This window comes from Proteus sp. Marseille-Q3619, assembly GCF_965283115.1.
Genome location: NZ_CBDIMP010000001.1, coordinates 71,126 through 89,490, shown reverse-complemented (window position 1 = coordinate 89,490; position 18,365 = coordinate 71,126). Strand labels below are relative to the sequence as shown.

The 18,365-nt window shown below is 35.6% G+C and carries 19 protein-coding genes; 11 read left to right on the top strand and 8 right to left on the bottom strand.

What is annotated here, in order from left to right; genetic code table 11:
* Positions 1-16: 16 nt before the first annotated feature.
* Positions 17-352 carry a metalloregulator ArsR/SmtB family transcription factor gene (locus ACWPWK_RS00445; protein ID WP_109374015.1) on the bottom strand — a complete coding sequence of 112 codons (336 nt, stop codon included), beginning with the start codon at positions 350-352 and terminating at the stop codon, positions 17-19.
* Positions 353-1,063: 711 nt separating this feature from the next.
* On the opposite strand from ACWPWK_RS00445, the gene ACWPWK_RS00440 reads away from it, so the two are divergent.
* A complete protein-coding gene (locus tag ACWPWK_RS00440) occupies positions 1,064-1,357 on the top strand; it encodes a hypothetical protein (protein WP_109374013.1) in 294 nt (97 codons plus the stop codon).
* A gap of 101 nt (positions 1,358-1,458) precedes the next feature.
* Here the strand turns inward: ACWPWK_RS00440 and tehA are convergent, their stop codons facing one another.
* The gene (gene tehA / locus ACWPWK_RS00435; RefSeq protein WP_244185077.1) at positions 1,459-2,436 is read right to left on the bottom strand and encodes a dicarboxylate transporter/tellurite-resistance protein TehA; all 978 of its coding nucleotides are present in this window, start codon (positions 2,434-2,436) and stop codon (positions 1,459-1,461) included.
* A 239-nt stretch (positions 2,437-2,675) separates the two neighbouring features.
* On the opposite strand from tehA, the gene osmB reads away from it, so the two are divergent.
* From osmB to ACWPWK_RS00415, 4 genes are all read left to right on the top strand, one after another.
* Positions 2,676-2,897 carry an osmotically-inducible lipoprotein OsmB gene (gene osmB / locus ACWPWK_RS00430; RefSeq protein ID WP_109374011.1) on the top strand — a complete coding sequence of 74 codons (222 nt, stop codon included), beginning with the start codon at positions 2,676-2,678 and terminating at the stop codon, positions 2,895-2,897.
* 256 nt (positions 2,898-3,153) lie between these two features.
* Positions 3,154-3,903, top strand: a complete 750-nt coding sequence (gene ydfG / locus ACWPWK_RS00425) for a bifunctional NADP-dependent 3-hydroxy acid dehydrogenase/3-hydroxypropionate dehydrogenase YdfG (protein ID WP_109374010.1) — start codon at positions 3,154-3,156, stop codon at positions 3,901-3,903.
* 100 nt (positions 3,904-4,003) lie between these two features.
* Positions 4,004-4,360, top strand: coding sequence for a DUF1283 family protein (locus tag ACWPWK_RS00420; protein WP_109374009.1), 357 nt, complete (start codon positions 4,004-4,006; stop codon positions 4,358-4,360).
* 53 nt (positions 4,361-4,413) lie between these two features.
* Positions 4,414-4,650, top strand: a complete 237-nt coding sequence (locus tag ACWPWK_RS00415) for a DUF1161 domain-containing protein (protein ID WP_099075341.1) — start codon at positions 4,414-4,416, stop codon at positions 4,648-4,650.
* A 280-nt stretch (positions 4,651-4,930) separates the two neighbouring features.
* Here the strand turns inward: ACWPWK_RS00415 and bioD are convergent, their stop codons facing one another.
* The 3 genes from bioD to ACWPWK_RS00400 form a co-directional block, all read right to left on the bottom strand.
* Positions 4,931-5,602 carry a dethiobiotin synthase gene (gene bioD, locus ACWPWK_RS00410; protein ID WP_072068031.1) on the bottom strand — a complete coding sequence of 224 codons (672 nt, stop codon included), beginning with the start codon at positions 5,600-5,602 and terminating at the stop codon, positions 4,931-4,933.
* A gap of 196 nt (positions 5,603-5,798) precedes the next feature.
* On the bottom strand, positions 5,799-7,010 hold the full coding sequence (gene mlc / locus ACWPWK_RS00405) for a sugar metabolism global transcriptional regulator Mlc (RefSeq protein WP_109374008.1): 1,212 nt from the start codon (positions 7,008-7,010) through the stop codon (positions 5,799-5,801).
* Positions 7,011-7,138: 128 nt separating this feature from the next.
* Complete coding sequence (locus ACWPWK_RS00400) at positions 7,139-8,053, bottom strand: LysR family transcriptional regulator (RefSeq protein WP_109374007.1); 915 nt, start codon at positions 8,051-8,053, stop codon at positions 7,139-7,141.
* A 125-nt stretch (positions 8,054-8,178) separates the two neighbouring features.
* On the opposite strand from ACWPWK_RS00400, the gene ACWPWK_RS00395 reads away from it, so the two are divergent.
* From ACWPWK_RS00395 to tus, 3 genes are all read left to right on the top strand, one after another.
* The gene (locus ACWPWK_RS00395) at positions 8,179-9,462 is read left to right on the top strand and encodes an MFS transporter (protein ID WP_109374006.1); all 1,284 of its coding nucleotides are present in this window, start codon (positions 8,179-8,181) and stop codon (positions 9,460-9,462) included.
* A gap of 109 nt (positions 9,463-9,571) precedes the next feature.
* Complete coding sequence (locus tag ACWPWK_RS00390; RefSeq protein WP_160230338.1) at positions 9,572-9,742, top strand: hypothetical protein; 171 nt, start codon at positions 9,572-9,574, stop codon at positions 9,740-9,742.
* 176 nt (positions 9,743-9,918) lie between these two features.
* Positions 9,919-10,848: a DNA replication terminus site-binding protein gene (tus, locus tag ACWPWK_RS00385; protein ID WP_109374005.1), complete on the top strand. Its 930-nt coding sequence runs from the start codon at positions 9,919-9,921 to the stop codon at positions 10,846-10,848.
* An 8-nt stretch (positions 10,849-10,856) separates the two neighbouring features.
* Here tus and ACWPWK_RS00380 read toward each other — a convergent pair whose 3' ends face one another.
* The gene (locus ACWPWK_RS00380) at positions 10,857-11,216 is read right to left on the bottom strand and encodes a hypothetical protein (RefSeq protein ID WP_109374004.1); all 360 of its coding nucleotides are present in this window, start codon (positions 11,214-11,216) and stop codon (positions 10,857-10,859) included.
* Positions 11,217-11,291: 75 nt separating this feature from the next.
* A complete protein-coding gene (gene fumC / locus ACWPWK_RS00375) occupies positions 11,292-12,689 on the bottom strand; it encodes a class II fumarate hydratase (RefSeq protein ID WP_075673810.1) in 1,398 nt (465 codons plus the stop codon).
* A 580-nt stretch (positions 12,690-13,269) separates the two neighbouring features.
* Here fumC and ACWPWK_RS00370 point away from each other — a divergent pair.
* Positions 13,270-14,955 (top strand): YdgA family protein, encoded by a 1,686-nt coding sequence (locus ACWPWK_RS00370; RefSeq protein ID WP_109374003.1) that lies wholly within the window; start codon positions 13,270-13,272, stop codon positions 14,953-14,955.
* Between the two features lie 127 nt (positions 14,956-15,082).
* On the opposite strand, the gene ACWPWK_RS00365 is transcribed toward ACWPWK_RS00370, so the two are convergent.
* Positions 15,083-16,051: a vWA domain-containing protein gene (locus ACWPWK_RS00365; protein WP_109374002.1), complete on the bottom strand. Its 969-nt coding sequence runs from the start codon at positions 16,049-16,051 to the stop codon at positions 15,083-15,085.
* Between the two features lie 669 nt (positions 16,052-16,720).
* Here ACWPWK_RS00365 and add point away from each other — a divergent pair.
* Positions 16,721-17,722 carry an adenosine deaminase gene (gene add, locus ACWPWK_RS00360; RefSeq protein WP_109374001.1) on the top strand — a complete coding sequence of 334 codons (1,002 nt, stop codon included), beginning with the start codon at positions 16,721-16,723 and terminating at the stop codon, positions 17,720-17,722.
* 134 nt (positions 17,723-17,856) lie between these two features.
* Positions 17,857-18,288 (top strand): hypothetical protein, encoded by a 432-nt coding sequence (locus tag ACWPWK_RS00355; protein WP_109374000.1) that lies wholly within the window; start codon positions 17,857-17,859, stop codon positions 18,286-18,288.
* Positions 18,289-18,365 lie beyond the last annotated feature (77 nt).

Here is an 18,365-nt window from a genome sequence, read left to right as displayed (position 1 = left end):
TAAAATTAAAAAAATTTTATTCAGAGCAGCAACTAACCGCTCCTTTCTTTTCAATAGTTCGAAGCAAATCTGCTATTTTATTTTTCTCTGTCGCGTAGGTGATTTCAATAATATTTTTCACCCACGGTAATAATGTGGGAGATAAACGATAATGAACCCATTTCCCATGTTTAGAATCAAGCAATATCCCACTTTCCCGCAACATAGCTAGGTGGCGAGAAGTCTTCGGCTGGGATAAGTTTAGGGCTGTATAGATGTCACAAACACACAACTCGCCAGATGCTTTAAGTAGCAACACAATATCTAGCCTTGTTTGATCACTTAATACCTTAAATAATTGCAATGGTTCCACATTTGCTCCTCTCTTTAGATTAGCTAAATTACACTTACAATATATATCTGTCAAATCATATATGTTTTAATGATTACTTTTGCAATCACCTTTCCACACAGAAGCATACCCTGTTGACTTAATAACCAATGGGGTGAGAATGCACTAATACTTTAATTTATAGCTGTATCTGTATCCCCTTACTTCCATTCGCTAAAAAATGCAGCGACGACATATTTCTTCATTATTTTTCAAAGCACATTTTCGATGAGTATATTAATGGCGGAGGAGCCAAAGGTGGCGGTGTATTATATATAATGGTGTTAATTCCATTGATCATACCGTTAGCAATAGGATATTTTATCTATCAAATTAAAAAGCATAGAAAAAAACAAAGTTAATGAGGTTTCTTTTCATCGCTGTTAGTGAATAATTGGGAATTTCTTCGCTTTTCAAAACAGGATGATCAACGTTTAGATGCCTTATTTAATAATCATCTCGAATTATCCTCAAAGGTGATTATTATTCGCGATATTTCTTTATGTGTGGATGTATGTAATAAAAAAATCATAAGCAAATAATCAATTAATAACTTTGCCCTCTTTATATATTAATTTAGCCATCTTACCCATATATGTATTTATCTATTTTTATTTATCGATATAATAGCTTATCTTTATAAAAAATATCATAACTCATTGTGTGCTTTATATTTGACAAGGAAAATAAATAATGAAAAATAATATGATGTCTTTTACTTCGGCATTATGTTGGCTAAGTTTTTGGTTCGGTGCCGTTCTTGTTGGTGCATCATGGTTATATGCAAGGTTACAAGAAAAGGTATTTCTAACTGGATTAGATAAAGGATTTTTAGAGTTAACATCACCAGATAGCACTGTCGCATTAATGTTATCGATTGGTATTATGATGGTTGCTTTAGGTTTGATTTATGTTCCTTTATATTACTCAGCCATGTTTATTGGTAATACCGTGGCTATTTTAAGTAGAAAGCCTATTAGAATTTAATTCTACCTATTAAAGTATTTTAATATTTTATTGAATTATCTTTCGTCTTAAAATAACAAGAGCCTAAAGGATCTTGTTTAGGCTCTCTTTTTCTATGGTTATTAAAATACTTTAGATGGACAACATAATTTTTTTAGCCCTCTAAAAACCCATAATAATGAATGCCAAATCAGTAGTAAGATAATTAAATTAGCAAAGATAAATAGTGCCGTTGATAATAACTGCATAAAATGGCTATTAGATGCCATACTCATATTTAATGATGCTTTTGCTAACGCAGAGACACCAAAGGAAAAACTCCAAAATGGTAATGAAAATGACTGTTTAACAAACCAAGGGATTAATCTCACCATAAATAAAAGTTGTAATAGGCCATAGCCTAATAACATTTTAGCGAAGAAGTCGATATGATTATCATTGATAGCCAAATATGCACTACAGGCAACTAAAGCAGGAGCTAATTGAATACCAAATGAGAGCCGTAACTTTTCATCCATTAACCCTTCACTACGTATTCTTTTTAAAATAGCAGGTTCTAAACTTAACCAAGAAAATACGCCAGCGCCAAAAAATAAAATACCCAAATCATTAAATCCAAATGCACCACATGCCATAGCACAGATAAAGTTATTCGCCACTGTAGGTAAATATAATACAGGTGTGGTTGCCATTTTAGGATATTCACCCTTCCATTGATAACCAATCAGCCAACTGGAATACGCTAACTGAGCAATCGCACCGAGGCTAAATAATACAAGAGAAAATAACGGTGAATAAGGACTTAAACCTATCGATACTAAGACTGTTGTTGCGGGAAATAAACTGGTAAATCCACTGGCAACGGGATGTTTAACTTCATCAAGAATACGTTGTCGATGGAATAACCATTTGCCCAATAAAAATAACGTCAGTGTTAACCAGACCAAACAACCCACACTAATAAATATTTCACCAATATAAGCTGGATAGTTATGCTCTTTAGCCGCATAGCGCCATGCCATACCCGTACCTATCATCCCCAGTACTACACCAAAATAGCCCGATGCAAATTGTGAAGAGAGTATCTTAAATTTATTCATTAATATCATGCTGTTATCTTAACTCATATAAATGACATAGTGCATTGATGCTTTTCTTCTGAACATAGAATAATAATATAGATAATAAAAATTATTTTGATAAAGCGCATTTAAAATATAAGTTATGAATTATGACTCACTTTAAGAGTTTTCTCCCCTTATGTTCCCGAATATTCTGATGCTCGTATAAATACGATAAAGATATCTTTATATTGTCCTTTATTTCGGAGTTTATAAAAATGAATATCACGTTAAAAAAGGTTGGAACACTGTGTGTCGCTTCTGTTCTGCTTTTTTCACTTGCGGGTTGTTCTAGCATGACAAAACGCGACCGTAATACAGCAATTGGAGCTGGTGCAGGTGCTATCGGTGGTGCTATTTTAACTGATGGTAGCGCATTGGGTACTATTGGTGGCGGCGTCTTGGGTGGTGTTATTGGTCATCAAGTTGGTAAAAAATAACTGATATTGTCTTATTCAGCTAGGCTGGGTTTGTTGCTCAATAAGCCCAGTCTCAGCATTGTTAAATTGCTATATCTAATCTCTCTTATCTTACAGTTGAAAACAAAAATCTTACTTATTATTAAAGATAAAAATCTTTCATATAAGAAAAGGATCTTGTTTTTAGCCTGATTTATCACAAACCCTACTTTTAAACTTGACTCTTTCTAGTGATAGCCTTTTACTTTCAATTATTATAACTATCGAGGGTAATTAAATGATTATTTTTATCACGGGTGCTTCTGCTGGTTTTGGTGAAGCCATTGCTCGTCATTTTATCAGCCACGGACACAAAGTTATTGGTACAGCCCGTCGTTTGGATAAACTGAATAACTTGCATAAAGAGCTAGGTGAACAATTTTATCCATTGCAGTTAGATGTGACAGATAAAAAAGCAGTCAGTGAGATTTACACCCAATTACCTGAAAAATGGCGCGAAATTGATGTGTTAGTCAATAATGCAGGATTAGCCCTAGGTTTAAATACCGCGGATAAAGCCAACCTTGATGACTGGGATACGATGATCGAGACAAATAATAAAGGTCTGGTTCATGTCACCCGCGCTATTCTTCCTTTTATGGTAGAAAGAAACAAAGGTCATGTTATTAATATCAGCTCAACTGCCGCATCTTGGCCTTATATGGGCGGTAATGTTTATGGCGCCACTAAAGCATTTGTTAAACAATTTAGTTTAGGATTACGTGCTGATCTCCAAGGTAAAAAAGTCCGTGTGACCGATATTGAACCAGGACTTGTTGGTGGTACAGAGTTCTCATTAGTTCGTTTTAAAGGTGATAGTAATAAAGTTGAGCAAACTTATGCTAATGCAAATGCGTTAACACCTGAAGATGTGGCAGAAGCGGTATATTGGACAGCAACATTGCCTGCTCATGTGAATATCAATACCCTAGAAATGATGCCTGTTAGCCAATCATTTGCAGGCTTAAGTGTTCATCGTCAAAGCTAAACGCACTGAAAACTCATATTTTATTAAAGCATCAGCTATAATTATTAAGATATAATAGTCATTGACAGTAATAGCGACATAACTTTAGAGGATAGCAACCATGATCAACACACTCACTAAGAAACAAGTTATCAGAACAATGGTGTTCTCCTTATTTCTTGGTTTATCAGTGTCTTCTTTTTCTTCTGTTGCCGCTTCCACTAATGTAACCATTAATGGTGATGGCTATGATAATGTCTTAGATAAAGAACAAGCTCGACAAATGAAAGAGGATTGGGATCAAAAGCGTGAGCTACGAACCCAAGTCAATCAGCGAGAAAGAATTGAATTTAATAAAGTAGATAAAGCCATTGATGAGCGGGATGCTTGTCTGAAAAGTGCAAACGTCTACGCTTATTGGGAGCCTGAAACTCGTCGTTGTTTAGACAGTAATACGGGGCGCCCTGTTAACCCATAAGAAAATCGTGTAAAACAGTGATGTTTTGCTTTGTAAAACAAGGAGTGATTGAAATGAAAAAATATGTATTTGCAGTAATGGCCACACTGGTTGCATTTGCACCTTTAGCCGCGAATGCGGGTTGTGATGAAGTCGTTGAGTCTATTCAACAAAAAATCGTTAATAATGGTGTGCCAGCCGCTAACTTTACTTTAACTGTCGTTGAAAACGACCAAGTTGCACAAACAGAAGGTAAAGTTGTTGGAACTTGCGAAAATGACAGCAAGAAAATCATCTATACTCGTCATTAATCTATAAGTTGATAAAATCTTGTGATTAAAAAAGGGCGCAATGTTAGCGCCCTTTTCCTTTCCACTGTTTATCAATGACTACGCTTCTGATTTATCTGATCCGCTCTATCTTATTTAGTCTTAATTTTATGTGCTATTTTTATCATTAGTTATGTTTGCAACTAAATCAGAAAAAACAAAAACACCCAATGAATTTACTCATCAGGCATTTAAAAGTAACAAGTTTGGTATCGTTTAAAAACAGATAGCAATCCACTTCGTTACTTATTTATATTCTCTCTTAAGCAGGTACAGCGATTTCCAACTGACTTAAATCGAGGTAACAAGAGAGATCACGTTCTTCAGGACGTAATAAATACGGGATTTCACCAATCAGTGGTGCAGGAATATGCTGAGACAGCCTTTCCACAATTTTCGCGTAATAAGGTAATCCTGGATTTATTCTGTTTGCAACCCAACCTACTAATTTCAAACCATCATTGATAATAGATTGCGCTGTTAATATTGAGTGATTGACACAGCCTGGTTGAATACCAACAACCAAAACAACTGGGATTTGTTCTTTCACCACCCAATCAGAATAAAAAGTATTATCATCAAGCAGATAACGCCAACCACCATTACCTTCGATAACAACACACTCTGCTTTTTTACTTAAATTGTCGAGCTCATTTGAAATTTTATTAAAATCGATTTCATTTTCGCTAACATAACAATTATCAAGCAAAATAGGATTAATTTCGTCGTAGCGAACTTCAACTGGTGATGAATTATGAATAATCATAGCGTCACGATTACGTTCACCATCAGCCGTTTCATGTAATTCTGTTGCAATAGGCTTATAACCTACTGCCGTTGACCCGCCACGATTTAATGACTGAAGAAGTGCTCGGGTTACAACAGTTTTACCCACGTTGGTATCTGTCCCCGTAACAAAAAAGCGTGTTAACATATAATTTACTTCCGTTATGACAGATAAATCAGGTTCATAAAAAATGACAGAGATTAGAGTTTAGGGTAACACTGTTTCTGGTGGCTTGAGGTAGCTCAATTTTTTAGTTAATTGCTCAAAAATAGAGAATTCGTTAATGATCAATTGACGCATTTACGCATACAAAACAGTTTTATTACGTTTTATTTAGCTTAATTTAGCCTTGCATCAATTCAATTAACAAAGAACCGTTGTACAGCGCTTCTTTCACTAAAGATGCAGCTGGCAATGTACCTTTATTTCTTAACTCTGTTTCTTCAATAATGAGTGACTTTGCATAACGAGGCATGACGTGATCTTGAATATGATTCAGCATCAAAGGAAAGAGCACTGATTTAGCGCGACATAGCGGCGAACCAATTAATATTTTTTGCGGATTAAAGATATTGATCATAACAGCCAAAATAAAACCTAATCGCTGAGCGACTAAATTTACAATTTCAAGCGCGGATTTATCGCCAACTAATATCGCATCACACAATGTCTCAACAGTTATAGGATATTTGTTTAGCAACGAAGTGGGATCTTCTTGAGCTAATAATTGGGCTTTCTTAATTAATTGAGGAATAGCAATTTCTGTTTCTAAACACCCTTTTGCCCCGCAATAACAGCTATTTTGAGAATCGATAACTTTAGTATGTCCAATTTCGACGGCGCTATGGCTGTTAGAATGTAATGTTTTTCCATTGTTTATTACGCCAGCACCAACAATATCATCGATAACAATTTGTAGAACGTCTGAATTGTTTTTTGCCGCACCGTATAAAGATTCGGCCATTGTCCATGCAGTTACGCTATGTTGTAAAAATACAGAAACACCTGTTTTTTCATGGATTTTATCGGCAAGTGGAATGTCTTTAATATCATAATAAGGTGAGCTATAAATAACGCCACTAATAGGATCAACAATGGCATTCATTGTAATGCTAATTGCCGTCAATCTTTCAACATGAGATTGATAACGCTCGAAGAATTTATCAATTGCAACTAAAAAGTGATTAAGAAAATCATCGCTGTATTCTTTGGGGAAATCGAATGTATCTTCAGTAACTAGTTTGCTATCTAATTCTCTTAAACTAAAAAGTAAACTGCCTTTATTGACGCGAATACAGAGAAATTGCCAGCCTTGGCTTTCTAATTTTAATCCGACAGCAGGCCTGCCTCGAAATCCCACATCTGGGAATTCCGTTTCATGAATAAGATGCGCTTCAACTAATTCTCGCGTGATCTTAGTAATGCTTGCTGGCGCAAGCTCTGCCTTTTTCGACAATGAAATACGAGAAATGGGACCATGTTCATCAATCAAGCGAAAGACTGTGCCAAGATTAAATTGTTTTACGTGATCGATATGGCTAGGTTGGTTCCCCATTGAATGCATCCTTAATTAAAGAGCCATAATTAATTCGAGGCTCCAAATAATTCATTACCGATTATGTCGTCAATTTGTAATAATTGTACAATACTTACATAAAAAGCGTGATCAAAAACACAGATAAATCAAGATTTTTGGTGATCTAAGATATTTTTCAACAGCAATTGCGTTAATCGATTCGCCGCAGCAGGAATAGTTCGTTTATTATGTGAAACTAACCAAACTTCAGAGAACGCTTGAGAATTTGCAAAGTGTAGATAGTGCACTCCATCAACTTTCATTCGCGTAAATGATTTTGTCACAATAGAAATACCAAGTCCTGCTGCAACTAGCCCTAAAATTGTCATGGCTTCACCCGCTTCTTGTGCAATAGTTGGCGTAATTCCTGACAGACTAAGCAACTGAATAATCTCATCATAAAGTGCCGTACCAACATCTCTCTCAAAGAAAACAAAAGGATATTGCCCAATATCTTGAATATTGACCCCCGTTTCTTTGTAAGCAAGCAGTGGATGCCCTTCATAAACCGCTAAAATAAAAGGCTCACGAAACAATAGCTGGTGGTGCAAATTTTCGGGTAATGTTGTGTTTCGCATGATCCCTAGATCAATACGCCCCGTTAGTAACGGCGATATCTGTTGTTTTGTATTCATTTGATGCATATGAATACCGACTTCTGGATAGTTTTCTCTAAACTGTCGCAAACTCAAGGTGACTAAATGCATAAAAGGCGTTGTTGAGGTAAAACCAATTGAAATTTCACCTAATTCACCTTTTTCCATTCTAGCGGCACGCATTGCAGCTGCGTTGACCTGCGCCATAATTTGATACGACTCTTTTAAAAACATTTGTCCTGCGGGTGTTAATGAAACAGAACGGTTTGTTCGCTCTAAAAGTCTAGCGCCTATTTCGCTTTCAAGTGCTTGTATTTGTTGGCTTAAAGGAGGTTGAGAAATATTCAATCTTTCTGCTGCTTTACCAAAGTGAAGCTCTTCTGCAACAGCAATAAAGTAACGTAAATGTCTAAGTTCAATATTCATATTTCTCTCATGTCGTCATTGATACTTTAAAAGTATTATTTCTAATGATTAATATATTAGACAAAAAAATCAAATATTTCTAACATTGACATAAATCAAATTTAAGTAATGGAAGTTTAATCAATATGGATACTCACGAAATAGACAGTAAAGGTATGAGCTTAGGCACTGATATTTCAGACAATACATCAAGTATAGAAAAGCCTGCTCAACACCAATCTAACCCTAAACACTATATTCAACGTGATGATGCACTGTATATAAAAGTGACAGTGTCATTTTTTATGGTCGGTTTAGCGACATTCGCCTTACTCTATTTTGTGCAACCTATATTACCAGTGTTATCTAACGAATTTTCCGTCAGCCCAGCAACCAGTAGTTTAGCGCTCTCACTTTCAACCGCTTTAATGGCATGTGGATTATTAATCACAGGCCCACTTTCAGACGCCTTTGGTCGTAAAAATGTCATGGTTATCGCACTGTTTTGCGCTGCATTTTTTACATTATTAAGTGCGACAATGAATAGCTGGACAGGTATTTTAATTACGCGAGCTTTAGTTGGACTTTCATTAAGTGGCGTTGCAGCAGTAGCAATGACGTATTTAAGTGAAGAAATTCACCCTGCTTATCTCGCATTATCAATGGGTTTATATATTAGCGGAAATTCTATTGGAGGAATGAGCGGACGCGTTATTACAGGGGTACTAAGTGATTATTATTCTTGGCGTTTATCCGTTGTTATTCTCGGTATTTTTGCCCTTTTTGCTGCAATTACTTTCTGGAAGATATTACCAGCTTCACAGCACTTTAGACCGACAGCATTAAAACCTCGCAATCTTCTTATAACGACTAAATTGCATTTTAGAGATAAAGGGCTGCCTTTGTTATTTATTGAAGGTGGTTTATTAATGGGAGGTTTTGTTACTTTATTTAACTATATTGGCTATCGTTTATTAGACGCACCCTATTCATTAAGTCAAACTACTGTGGGTCTGATTTCTATCGTCTATTTAAGTGGTACTTATAGCGCATCCAAAGCTGGCTTATTAACCACTAAATACGGTTTAGGCAAAGTCTTTATTGCTGGAATTTCAATGATGTTAATTGGCATATTGATTACTTTGATTGAATCACTGCCCGTTATCTTTATTGGGATGCTTATCTTAACGACAGGTTTCTTTGCTGCACATGCAGTCGCAAGTAGTTGGGTTGGTCGTCGCGCTAAACGAGGAAGAGCCCAAGCCTCTTCACTTTATCTTTTTACTTACTATGCGGGATCTAGCCTTGCAGGCACAGTGGGCGGATTATTCTGGGTGAGTTTTGGCTGGCTTGGTGTAGGGTTATTTATTGCCCTTTTAATGTTAACAGCCTTATTAATAGCATTACACTTAAACAAAGTTGCCCAATAATTTATTGATAATTAACAAAGTGCAAAAGCAGGTTAACGCGGTTTAATGTTGTCGATTTTGCACTCCCTTCTTAAGGTATAAACTTATTCTTTAAGAAGGAATTACGATTATGGCTATTATAAAACTATCTATTACCCTGCTATTTCTCTTTTTTACATCTCTTACAAATGCATTTACAGAACAGTGCCCATCAACAAAACCAGATTGCAGTGTTATTGATGGAACGTTAATACAGTCGAATGAAAAACAAACTAATTTTGATTCAAAAACCATCAAATAATCCCTTTTTAGGAAAAATATCATCCAAATATGCCCTTTTTACGATACACTGTATAAATAAACAGTATATCGTGTTTTTGGAATTTATCGCTGTTAGGCGATGTACTTTTCACTGAAGCTAATGTATTGTTTTAAACAAAGGTCAATTGTATGTTGTAACTAAATAAGGATGTTAAGATGAATCGATATGATTTAATTGAGCAATTCAATCTCTGTTTTCAGCAATTAGAAATTGAAATTAAAAAGCTAACTGATGTGTTGAAAAATTTAACTTTATTACCATCAGCAGTATTTGAATTACCTGAAGTGAGTAAAGAAGAGGAACATGATGAGGTTGTTCGCGTTACGGTGTCACCTTGTTATAATGAGGAAGCTAGAGATCTCACTTTAAAGCTAATGGCGAATCTTTTTATTTATGACAATGCACCGCACATCAGTAGTAAGCGTGCTATTCGTTTACCCGGAGTGCTTTGCTTTAGTACAGATAATCAAACATTTAAGTCTGTAAAAAAACAAGTTGAGCAAATTAATTTATTAAAAAAACAGCTTTCCGATATTGTTACTAAAGAGTCTGGTATATCGAAGGAAGAGCGTTTTGATTTCGTCCATAATCAACTAAAAGGCTTAATTACGCTCAATGCTTATCGTACCCTCACTCTATTGTCTGATCCAGATACAGTGCGTTTTGGTTGGGCGAATAAAAATATTATTAAGAATTTAACGCGTAACGATGTTTTGACTCAATTAGAAAAAAGTCGCGAAGCCAATCGAGCAGTCCCTCCTTATACCAGTGAACAATGGGCTGAACGTCTGGATAAAGAGATCATCACTCTTTCTCAATTACCTGAAAATACAAAATTAAAAATAAAGCGTCCTGTCAAAGTGCAACCTATTGCGCGTGTTTGGTATTCAGAACTTCAAAAACAAGTGCAATATGCGTGTCCTTTGCCTTTATTAGCTTTCTATATTGATAAAGAGAGCGACTTTAAACCCGTTATTGGCGAACTTCCTGATTATGATGCCGATAACATTCAAATTCGCCATCGCCCTAAAGCTAAAAAGCTGCAATTAATTATTCCAAGAATGCATTTGTATATTGAAAAATAGAGAATATCTTATTTTTCAATAAGTTTAATTGAGCTTCCTTGAAGGATTTGCTGAAGATAATCATTAAGCTGAACAAAATGATTGTCTTCAATATCTAAATGGATTGTTATCACCACATTGTTTTTTAATGCAAGGATAATATTTTTTCGATCAAGGGTAATTTTTTCGAGCGTATTAATGGCTTCAATATCAGATAAATGGGTCATTAAACCAATTGAGTTATCTATATCTTCATCTTCTTCATCAAATCTTGAAAGAATAATGAAATGATCAGGAGATACAGCATCATCCCCTATTCCGATAATGGTGACATCATCTTCGACATAGCAATTCACTTCTGTCGCAGTAAACGTAATTTCTTCAGTCATTATTTTTCCTATAAGATCTAAAAATCCCGCCATCATAGCGGGATTTAATATCGGTTAAATAAGTGTATCTAACACTTATTTTTTCATGCTACCAACCATATCTTCTGGACGAACCCAGCTATCGAATTCTTCCGATGTCAGATAGTTCAGTTTCAATGCAGATTCTTTTAGCGTTAAGCCTTCTTTATGCGCTTTCTTAGCAATTTCAGCGGCTTTGTCGTAACCGATATGAGTATTTAACGCAGTAACTAGCATCAATGATTCATGCAGTAGTTTATTAATACGTTCACGGTTTGGCTCAATACCAATTGCACAGTGCTCATTGAAACTACGCATACCATCAGCCAATAAACGGACTGATTGTAAGAAGTTATCAATGATCATTGGGCGATAAACGTTCAGTTCAAAGTTACCTGATGCGCCACCAATATTAATAGCAACGTCATTACCCATAACTTGAGCACATAACATTGTTAATGCTTCACATTGTGTTGGGTTAACTTTACCTGGCATGATTGAACTACCTGGTTCGTTTTCTGGGATAGCGATTTCGCCAATACCACAACGAGGACCAGAAGCTAACCAACGCACGTCATTAGCAATCTTCATTAATGATGCAGCTAAACCTTTCAATGCACCGTGTGAATGAACTAATGCATCACAAGTTGCTAATGCTTCAAATTTATTAGGAGCCGTTACAAAAGGCTGACCAGATAATTCAGCGATACGCTTAGCAACGCGAACAGCATATTCTGGATGGGTATTTAACCCCGTACCCACTGCTGTACCACCGAGCGCTAATTCACAAACATGAGGAACGGAATCATCGATATGTTTGATGCTGTGCTCAAGCATAGCAGCCCAACCAGAGATCTCTTGACCTAATGTCAGTGGTGTCGCATCTTGCAGGTGAGTACGACCAATTTTAACGATGTCATGGAAAGCTTCTGCTTTCTCTTTGAATACTTTCAGCAGTGATTTTAATTCTGGCAGTAAATCCTGACGTAATGCAATAACAGCAGCGACATGCATGGCAGTTGGGAACACATCATTTGAACTTTGACTTTTGTTAACATCATCATTCGGATGGATTTTGCGTTCCATGCCACGGATACCACCAAGTATCTCACTACCACGGTTAGCTAACACTTCATTCATATTCATGTTTGATTGAGTGCCAGAACCGGTCTGCCAGATTGCTAATGGGAATTCAGTTGGGTGTTTACCTGCAAGCACTTCATCTGCAGCGGCGATAATTGCATCAGCGCGCTCTTTTGGTAATAAACCTAAATCCATGTTAACACCAGCGGCTGCTTTCTTCGTGATAGCAAGCGCATGGATAAGTGCAACAGGCATTTTTTCAACTGAAATACGGAAGTGTTCAAGAGAACGCTGCGTTTGAGCTCCCCATAACTGGTCAGCAGGTACTTCGATTTGCCCCATTGAGTCTTTTTCAATGCGAGTGGCTGCCATTTCAATCTCCTTAAGTACACAGAATAATTGATTAATTCCGAATCACTTTCTAGTAAATAACTCGGATACCAGTATCATGCCATAAACAGAATAATAAATATGAGAGCTAAAGCGAGCTTATGAAATTTATAACAGAATGAAATCTGTTGATTTTTTTAGAAAAATACGGTTAGCGACCTTATTTCGTTGCCAACATTATTATTTAAGCTTTCATATTTATATCCATACTTATTATGAGCCTTTATTATTCATCATAAATAGAATTACATCACAATTAAATATTGTCTAAATCGAAAAAAGAGTAAAAAAAGACGTTTTTAATGCTTATTTTATTTACCTTATAAATCATATTCATTTTGCTTTAAACTCATTATGTTAGCGAGTAACTAAGTAAGTTCTGATTGCGATTTTATTCCACTAAATCTATATTTACGGTTAATATAGATGGCGATGTACATATGTGGATTATCTATATTTAAATTTAGTAAAATTTATCACCAATTTATCGGGTTGTTTAAGGGTTACAAAACAGCCTTTATAACGTACATCGCCGGATGTACACAGAGGATGGACTAGAATTATGAAGAAATCGCTTGTCGCTGTTGGTGTTATCGTCGCACTGGGTGTTGTTTGGACTGGTGCGTCGTGGTACATGGGCAGCAAAATTGAAAGTCGCTTACAGGAAGAAACGAAACTAGCTAATGTCCAATTAGCGCAACTTGCTAAAAATGCACAATTTGGCGCTGATGTTAAACTTGAAATTCGTGACTATAAGAAAGGGGTTTTTACCTCTAATGCAGACTTTGCTGTCGTGATTTCAAAAGATGCTAGTGATGCAGACCAAGAGAAAAAAGTAGAAGAAGTTATCTTCACTACCGATATTGATCATGGTCCATTCCCTCTTTCTGATCTGGCTAAGTTTAATTTAGCACCCAAATTAGCAGCAATGAATAATACGTTGGTCAACAATGATACAACGAAAGAATTATTCAAACTGACTAAAGAGAAATCTATTTTTGATATCCATACTTCTTTAGCATTCGATGGTGGAGTTTCAGGTGAAGCGAAACTAAATCCTATCGATTTTACTGAAAATGGTGACACCGTTAAAACGACGCCTCTAACGGTTGAATTCTCATCAGATAAAGATGCAACAAACTTCACAACCAAAGTTAAAGGTGACCAAGTTGTTGTGACTAAAGAAGGTGAAGAAACTTTCACAATTAAAAATATCGCGGGTTCTGTTGCAGGAACAAAAGTTAATAACGATCAATACTTATTTAATGAGCAGTTATTAAGTTTTGCTGAAATTGCACATACCAGTAAAGACAAAGCGTCTGATTTCTCGCTGAAAGATTTTTCTCTGACAACAAAAAGTGATATCAAAGATAAGCTCTTTAACATCTCTCAAACTTATTACTTTAAGTCACTAAATGTTGCAGGACTCGAATTTGGTGCAGGTAAATTTGGCTATTCAATTGATAAAGCTGATCCAGATGCTATGTTGTTATTAACCAAAGTTTATAACAACTCATTGTTACCGTGGAATAAAAATCATTTCGACAGTTCAGAAATAGTTGAACAAGCCGTTCGTGATGTTCTGGAAAAAGGCTTAGTTTTCCGTATCGATGAAGCCTCTTTAACAAATAAAAGCGGTGCAAGTAAGTTAGCCTTTAACTTAGACTTAAATGCTTTTAACGTTAAAGTATTAGAAAGCCAAGAGAAATCACCAGCAGAGTTATTTAACTATCTGTTTAAAAACATTGATTTCAATGTTGATTTATCTCTTCCAATGTTAGCTGAATTCCGTAACACCACTCAATATCTTGATGCGGCTCGTTACCAAGAAACCGCATTAACAGATGAAGATAAAAAAGAGATTGAAGCAACAACAGCGGCTGATATTGAACAGTTAAAAACTGAGCTACAACAAAATATCAACCAAATTTCTCAAGACGAGAAAGATGCATTACCTCTGATGTTACTGGCTCAAGATGGTAACGCATTAAACATGAAACTGAACTATGCTGCTGATAAATTTACCATGAATGGTAAAACTTATACTTTTGATGAATTTATGGAAGTGACCCAAGCTCCTCAAATGTTAGGTTTAGCAGCAATGTTATTCGGTATGGGCGCATCATCTTATGATTACGATGATTCTGATTATTCAGAAGAAGGTTATCAAGAAGAAATCACTGAAGATCCAGCTATTATCGAAGAACAAGAAATCTTAATTCCTGAGCAACCAGCACAAGCTCAATAATTAACTTTTTGTTAGAACGGTACGTTGTTAAAACAATCATCTGTTAAAACAAGAATCTGGTAAAAAATAAATAAACACCCCATTTGTGAATAACATAATGGGGTGTTTTTTTCGCATCGTATTTTAATTAACAATCGCGATCTTTAACCAGAATATGGTGATTATTCCATTCCTCTTTGCAACAAGAATCAATAGCTTTATTAACTATTCCAGCAAGCGTATTTACTGTTGACATAATAGACGTGAATTGTGCGCAGACTTGACTACAGCTAGATGTTTTTTCATTCGGCTTAGGAATGTTCGGTAGTGTCAAACTATCACAGAGAATTTCTTGTAATACTAAAGAGAAATTCGCAATGCCTGTGGTGTAAATATACGAGCGTCCCCCTGTTTGCTCCGCTAAACGTATATACTCTTTTGTTACGCGATCTCTATCAGCCACACTTGGGAAACGATCGAGGTTCGTTGCACTATCGTCTGGCGTTCCTTGGTAGGTATATACTTTGACTTTTTCTTGTTGGGCAACAGCAATCGCTTCGTCATTTTTTATCTTTGCCGCGTTGGTCAATATACCTCCGCCACCTTCCATACCTTCATCACCCAAAACAAAAATAGCACGACGAGCACCATCACGCCAATCAAAATGCTTACTTAAATCAATCACTGCACGACATAAATCTTCTTTATTACCCGCATGATCACGCCCATCAGCCTCTTTAAAAGGCTTTCTTGCCTGTAAGCGACTTTCAGGTACGCCTAGCGCTTTTAAATAGTCACTAGCTGATTGATCAAATTTAGTATCATCCCATGTACCTTCAATACCTAAAAAAGTCACCCGAAGTTTTGATGGGCAATTTTCCAGTGCTTTTTGTATTGCAATATCAATATCTTTACTTAAATCTGACGACTCATCAGACATAGAACCACTGGTATCAATCACGACAACTAAATCTAACGCAATCGTACCATCACCCGTAACGACTTGTGAGCCATAAGTAAGATTATTTGCGGATGAAGGCGGAAGTATTTTAGACATTAATTGGTGTTGTATATTATTATTTTTCTTTTCGAAACTAAAATCAGAATTCTCATTCATATTTATATGCCTTAATTTAAAATAATTAGGTTTCTATTAAAAAATCATTGTGGAAATAATTACATTCAGTTGAATATATTTATTTAACAGCAATCTATTATGGCGTTAATTCCCTATTCTTTATCCCTTATTTAATAAAAGAGATATTCTATTTTTTAGTTCTATTTTATTTATATAAATAAATTCAAGAAAAAACAAACTTTGTTATTTTTATAAAAATAATCTTTTCATTCTTTATTCAATTGCTTTAACCCGTGACAAACAAGCCACCTATTAAAGAAAACCATAACAAAATGATATCTCAGTTATTTTTTTACTGATTTTCCCCTTCAAAACCTATCAAAATAACTGATAAGACATTTCAATTATAATGATAAATATTTTTAAACTTAATTTTTAATGTATCAATTAACCTGATAATACACGTCAATTACATTGAATATTGTAGCTAATAAATAAACATGTCTTTTTCCCATTTTTTATTTTTTAACTTAAAATCGAGAAAAAACTGCATTTTCAGTTTTAAAAATAGCCAATTTAAGTTTATTTGTTAGTGAATAAAATAAAAATCAGTCATAATTATCTGCAACTCATTTATATTTACCCGATTATAAGAAAATCACTATAAACGATAGATTTTCATTATTTCTATTAAAAGGAAAATAACGCGTGATTGACACACAGTTGCCTTTAACCGATTTACATCGCCATTTAGATGGTAATATCCGCCCTCAAACTATTTTAGAGTTAGCAAAACAACATAATATTGCGCTACCAGCTTATGAATTAGAAGCATTGCGCCCTCATGTACAAATTACAAAAAATGAGCCAAGCCTTGTTAGCTTTTTACAAAAATTAGATTGGGGGGTGGCGGTTTTAGCTGATTTAGACGCATGTCATCGTGTTGCTTATGAAAACGTAGTAGATGTGGTTAATGCTGGTATCGATTACGCTGAGCTGCGATTCTCACCCTATTATATGGCAATGAAACATCAATTACCGGTTGAAGGTGTCGTGGAAGCCATTGTTGATGGTGTACAAAGCGCACGACAATCACACGATGTAGATATTCGTCTAATCGGTATTTTAAGCCGTACCTTTGGTGAAAACGCCTGCCAACAAGAATTAAATGGCTTACTAAAACATCAAGATAAAATTACAGCGCTTGATTTAGCGGGTGATGAATTAGGTTTTCCTGGTCATTTATTCCAACCTCATTTTAATCGTGCTCGTGATACTGGCTGGAATATTACGGTTCATGCTGGTGAAGCGGCGGGTGCAGAAAGTATCTGGCATGCCATTAAAGAATTGGGTGCAAGTCGTATTGGTCATGGTGTTAAAGCGATTGAAGATCCACGCTTAATGGATTACCTTGCCGAGCACCAAATTGGTATTGAGTCTTGCTTAACGTCAAATATTCAAACCAGTACTATCAATTCATTAGCAGAGCATCCTTTAAAAATATTTTTAGAGCATGGCATTATTGCCTCTCTTAATACCGATGATCCTGCGGTTGAGGGTATTGAGCTAAAACACGAATATACCGTTGCGGCGCCTGCTGCTGGATTAACGCCAGAGCAAATCCGCCAAACACAGATTAATGGCTTAAGAATGGCATTTATTAGCCAAGCAGAACGTGACGCATTAATTAAAAAAGTAAGCTCACGTTAATATTTGATCGCTTTTTGATTAAAACCACCTGTTTATCAGGTGGTTTTTTATATTTATTGAAAATGGATGGAATGATTAATGGCTCTTAGGCTAGAATTAATTTTCAAGGGGCTATTAATCATTAAGGAAAAGCTATGTGGAATATTCATCCGACAAGAGGTCAATATAAATTATTAGCACAATATCTATCACCAATTGATGCTTCTATTGAAGCAGGTTTTCTTCAATCAGAAGGTATTGATGCGATCCTTTTAGATGAAAATATTGTTTGGAATAACCAAGTGTATGCTCAAGCGACTGGGGGGGTAAAATTACTCGTTAACTATAAAGAATTTGAGCAAGCACAGGCAATGCTTAATGAACTTTACCAAGGCAAATATAATATCAACGATCAGTTAGAACCCATCGATTGTGAATTAAAGGTTGATGTGAAAAATAATAAATCCGACTATTTAAATATGGGGTTTGTATTTTTAGTCTTTTTTACACTGGGTTTAGCCCTTCCGTTTAAATCAAAATATCAATCGCTATCAGACAAAAAAGATAATAAAGAAAAAACACAATAAATAAAAAAAGCACCGATTAATTGTTAAATCGATGCCGTTTTTCCTAATGAACCCAATAATCAATATTCACTTAACGT

Excerpts from the sequence above, each read along its gene's own strand:
- ACWPWK_RS00400 (WP_109374007.1), bottom strand. The coding sequence starts at position 8,053 with ATGAATATTGAACTTAGACATTTACGTTACTTTATTGCTGTTGCAGAA.
- ACWPWK_RS00440 (WP_109374013.1), top strand. The coding sequence starts at position 1,064 with ATGAAAAATAATATGATGTCTTTTACTTCGGCATTATGTTGGCTAAGT.
- ACWPWK_RS00390 (WP_160230338.1), top strand. The coding sequence starts at position 9,572 with ATGGCTATTATAAAACTATCTATTACCCTGCTATTTCTCTTTTTTACA.
- ACWPWK_RS00415 (WP_099075341.1), top strand. The coding sequence starts at position 4,414 with ATGAAAAAATATGTATTTGCAGTAATGGCCACACTGGTTGCATTTGCA.
- ydfG (WP_109374010.1), top strand. The coding sequence starts at position 3,154 with ATGATTATTTTTATCACGGGTGCTTCTGCTGGTTTTGGTGAAGCCATT.
- bioD (WP_072068031.1), bottom strand. The coding sequence starts at position 5,602 with ATGTTAACACGCTTTTTTGTTACGGGGACAGATACCAACGTGGGTAAA.
- ACWPWK_RS00370 (WP_109374003.1), top strand. The coding sequence starts at position 13,270 with ATGAAGAAATCGCTTGTCGCTGTTGGTGTTATCGTCGCACTGGGTGTT.
- ACWPWK_RS00380 (WP_109374004.1), bottom strand. The coding sequence starts at position 11,216 with ATGACTGAAGAAATTACGTTTACTGCGACAGAAGTGAATTGCTATGTC.
- mlc (WP_109374008.1), bottom strand. The coding sequence starts at position 7,010 with ATGGGGAACCAACCTAGCCATATCGATCACGTAAAACAATTTAATCTT.
- ACWPWK_RS00395 (WP_109374006.1), top strand. The coding sequence starts at position 8,179 with ATGGATACTCACGAAATAGACAGTAAAGGTATGAGCTTAGGCACTGAT.
- ACWPWK_RS00365 (WP_109374002.1), bottom strand. The coding sequence starts at position 16,051 with ATGAATGAGAATTCTGATTTTAGTTTCGAAAAGAAAAATAATAATATA.
- osmB (WP_109374011.1), top strand. The coding sequence starts at position 2,676 with ATGAATATCACGTTAAAAAAGGTTGGAACACTGTGTGTCGCTTCTGTT.
- tus (WP_109374005.1), top strand. The coding sequence starts at position 9,919 with ATGAATCGATATGATTTAATTGAGCAATTCAATCTCTGTTTTCAGCAA.
- ACWPWK_RS00355 (WP_109374000.1), top strand. The coding sequence starts at position 17,857 with ATGTGGAATATTCATCCGACAAGAGGTCAATATAAATTATTAGCACAA.
- ACWPWK_RS00420 (WP_109374009.1), top strand. The coding sequence starts at position 4,004 with ATGATCAACACACTCACTAAGAAACAAGTTATCAGAACAATGGTGTTC.
- tehA (WP_244185077.1), bottom strand. The coding sequence starts at position 2,436 with ATGAATAAATTTAAGATACTCTCTTCACAATTTGCATCGGGCTATTTT.
- fumC (WP_075673810.1), bottom strand. The coding sequence starts at position 12,689 with ATGGCAGCCACTCGCATTGAAAAAGACTCAATGGGGCAAATCGAAGTA.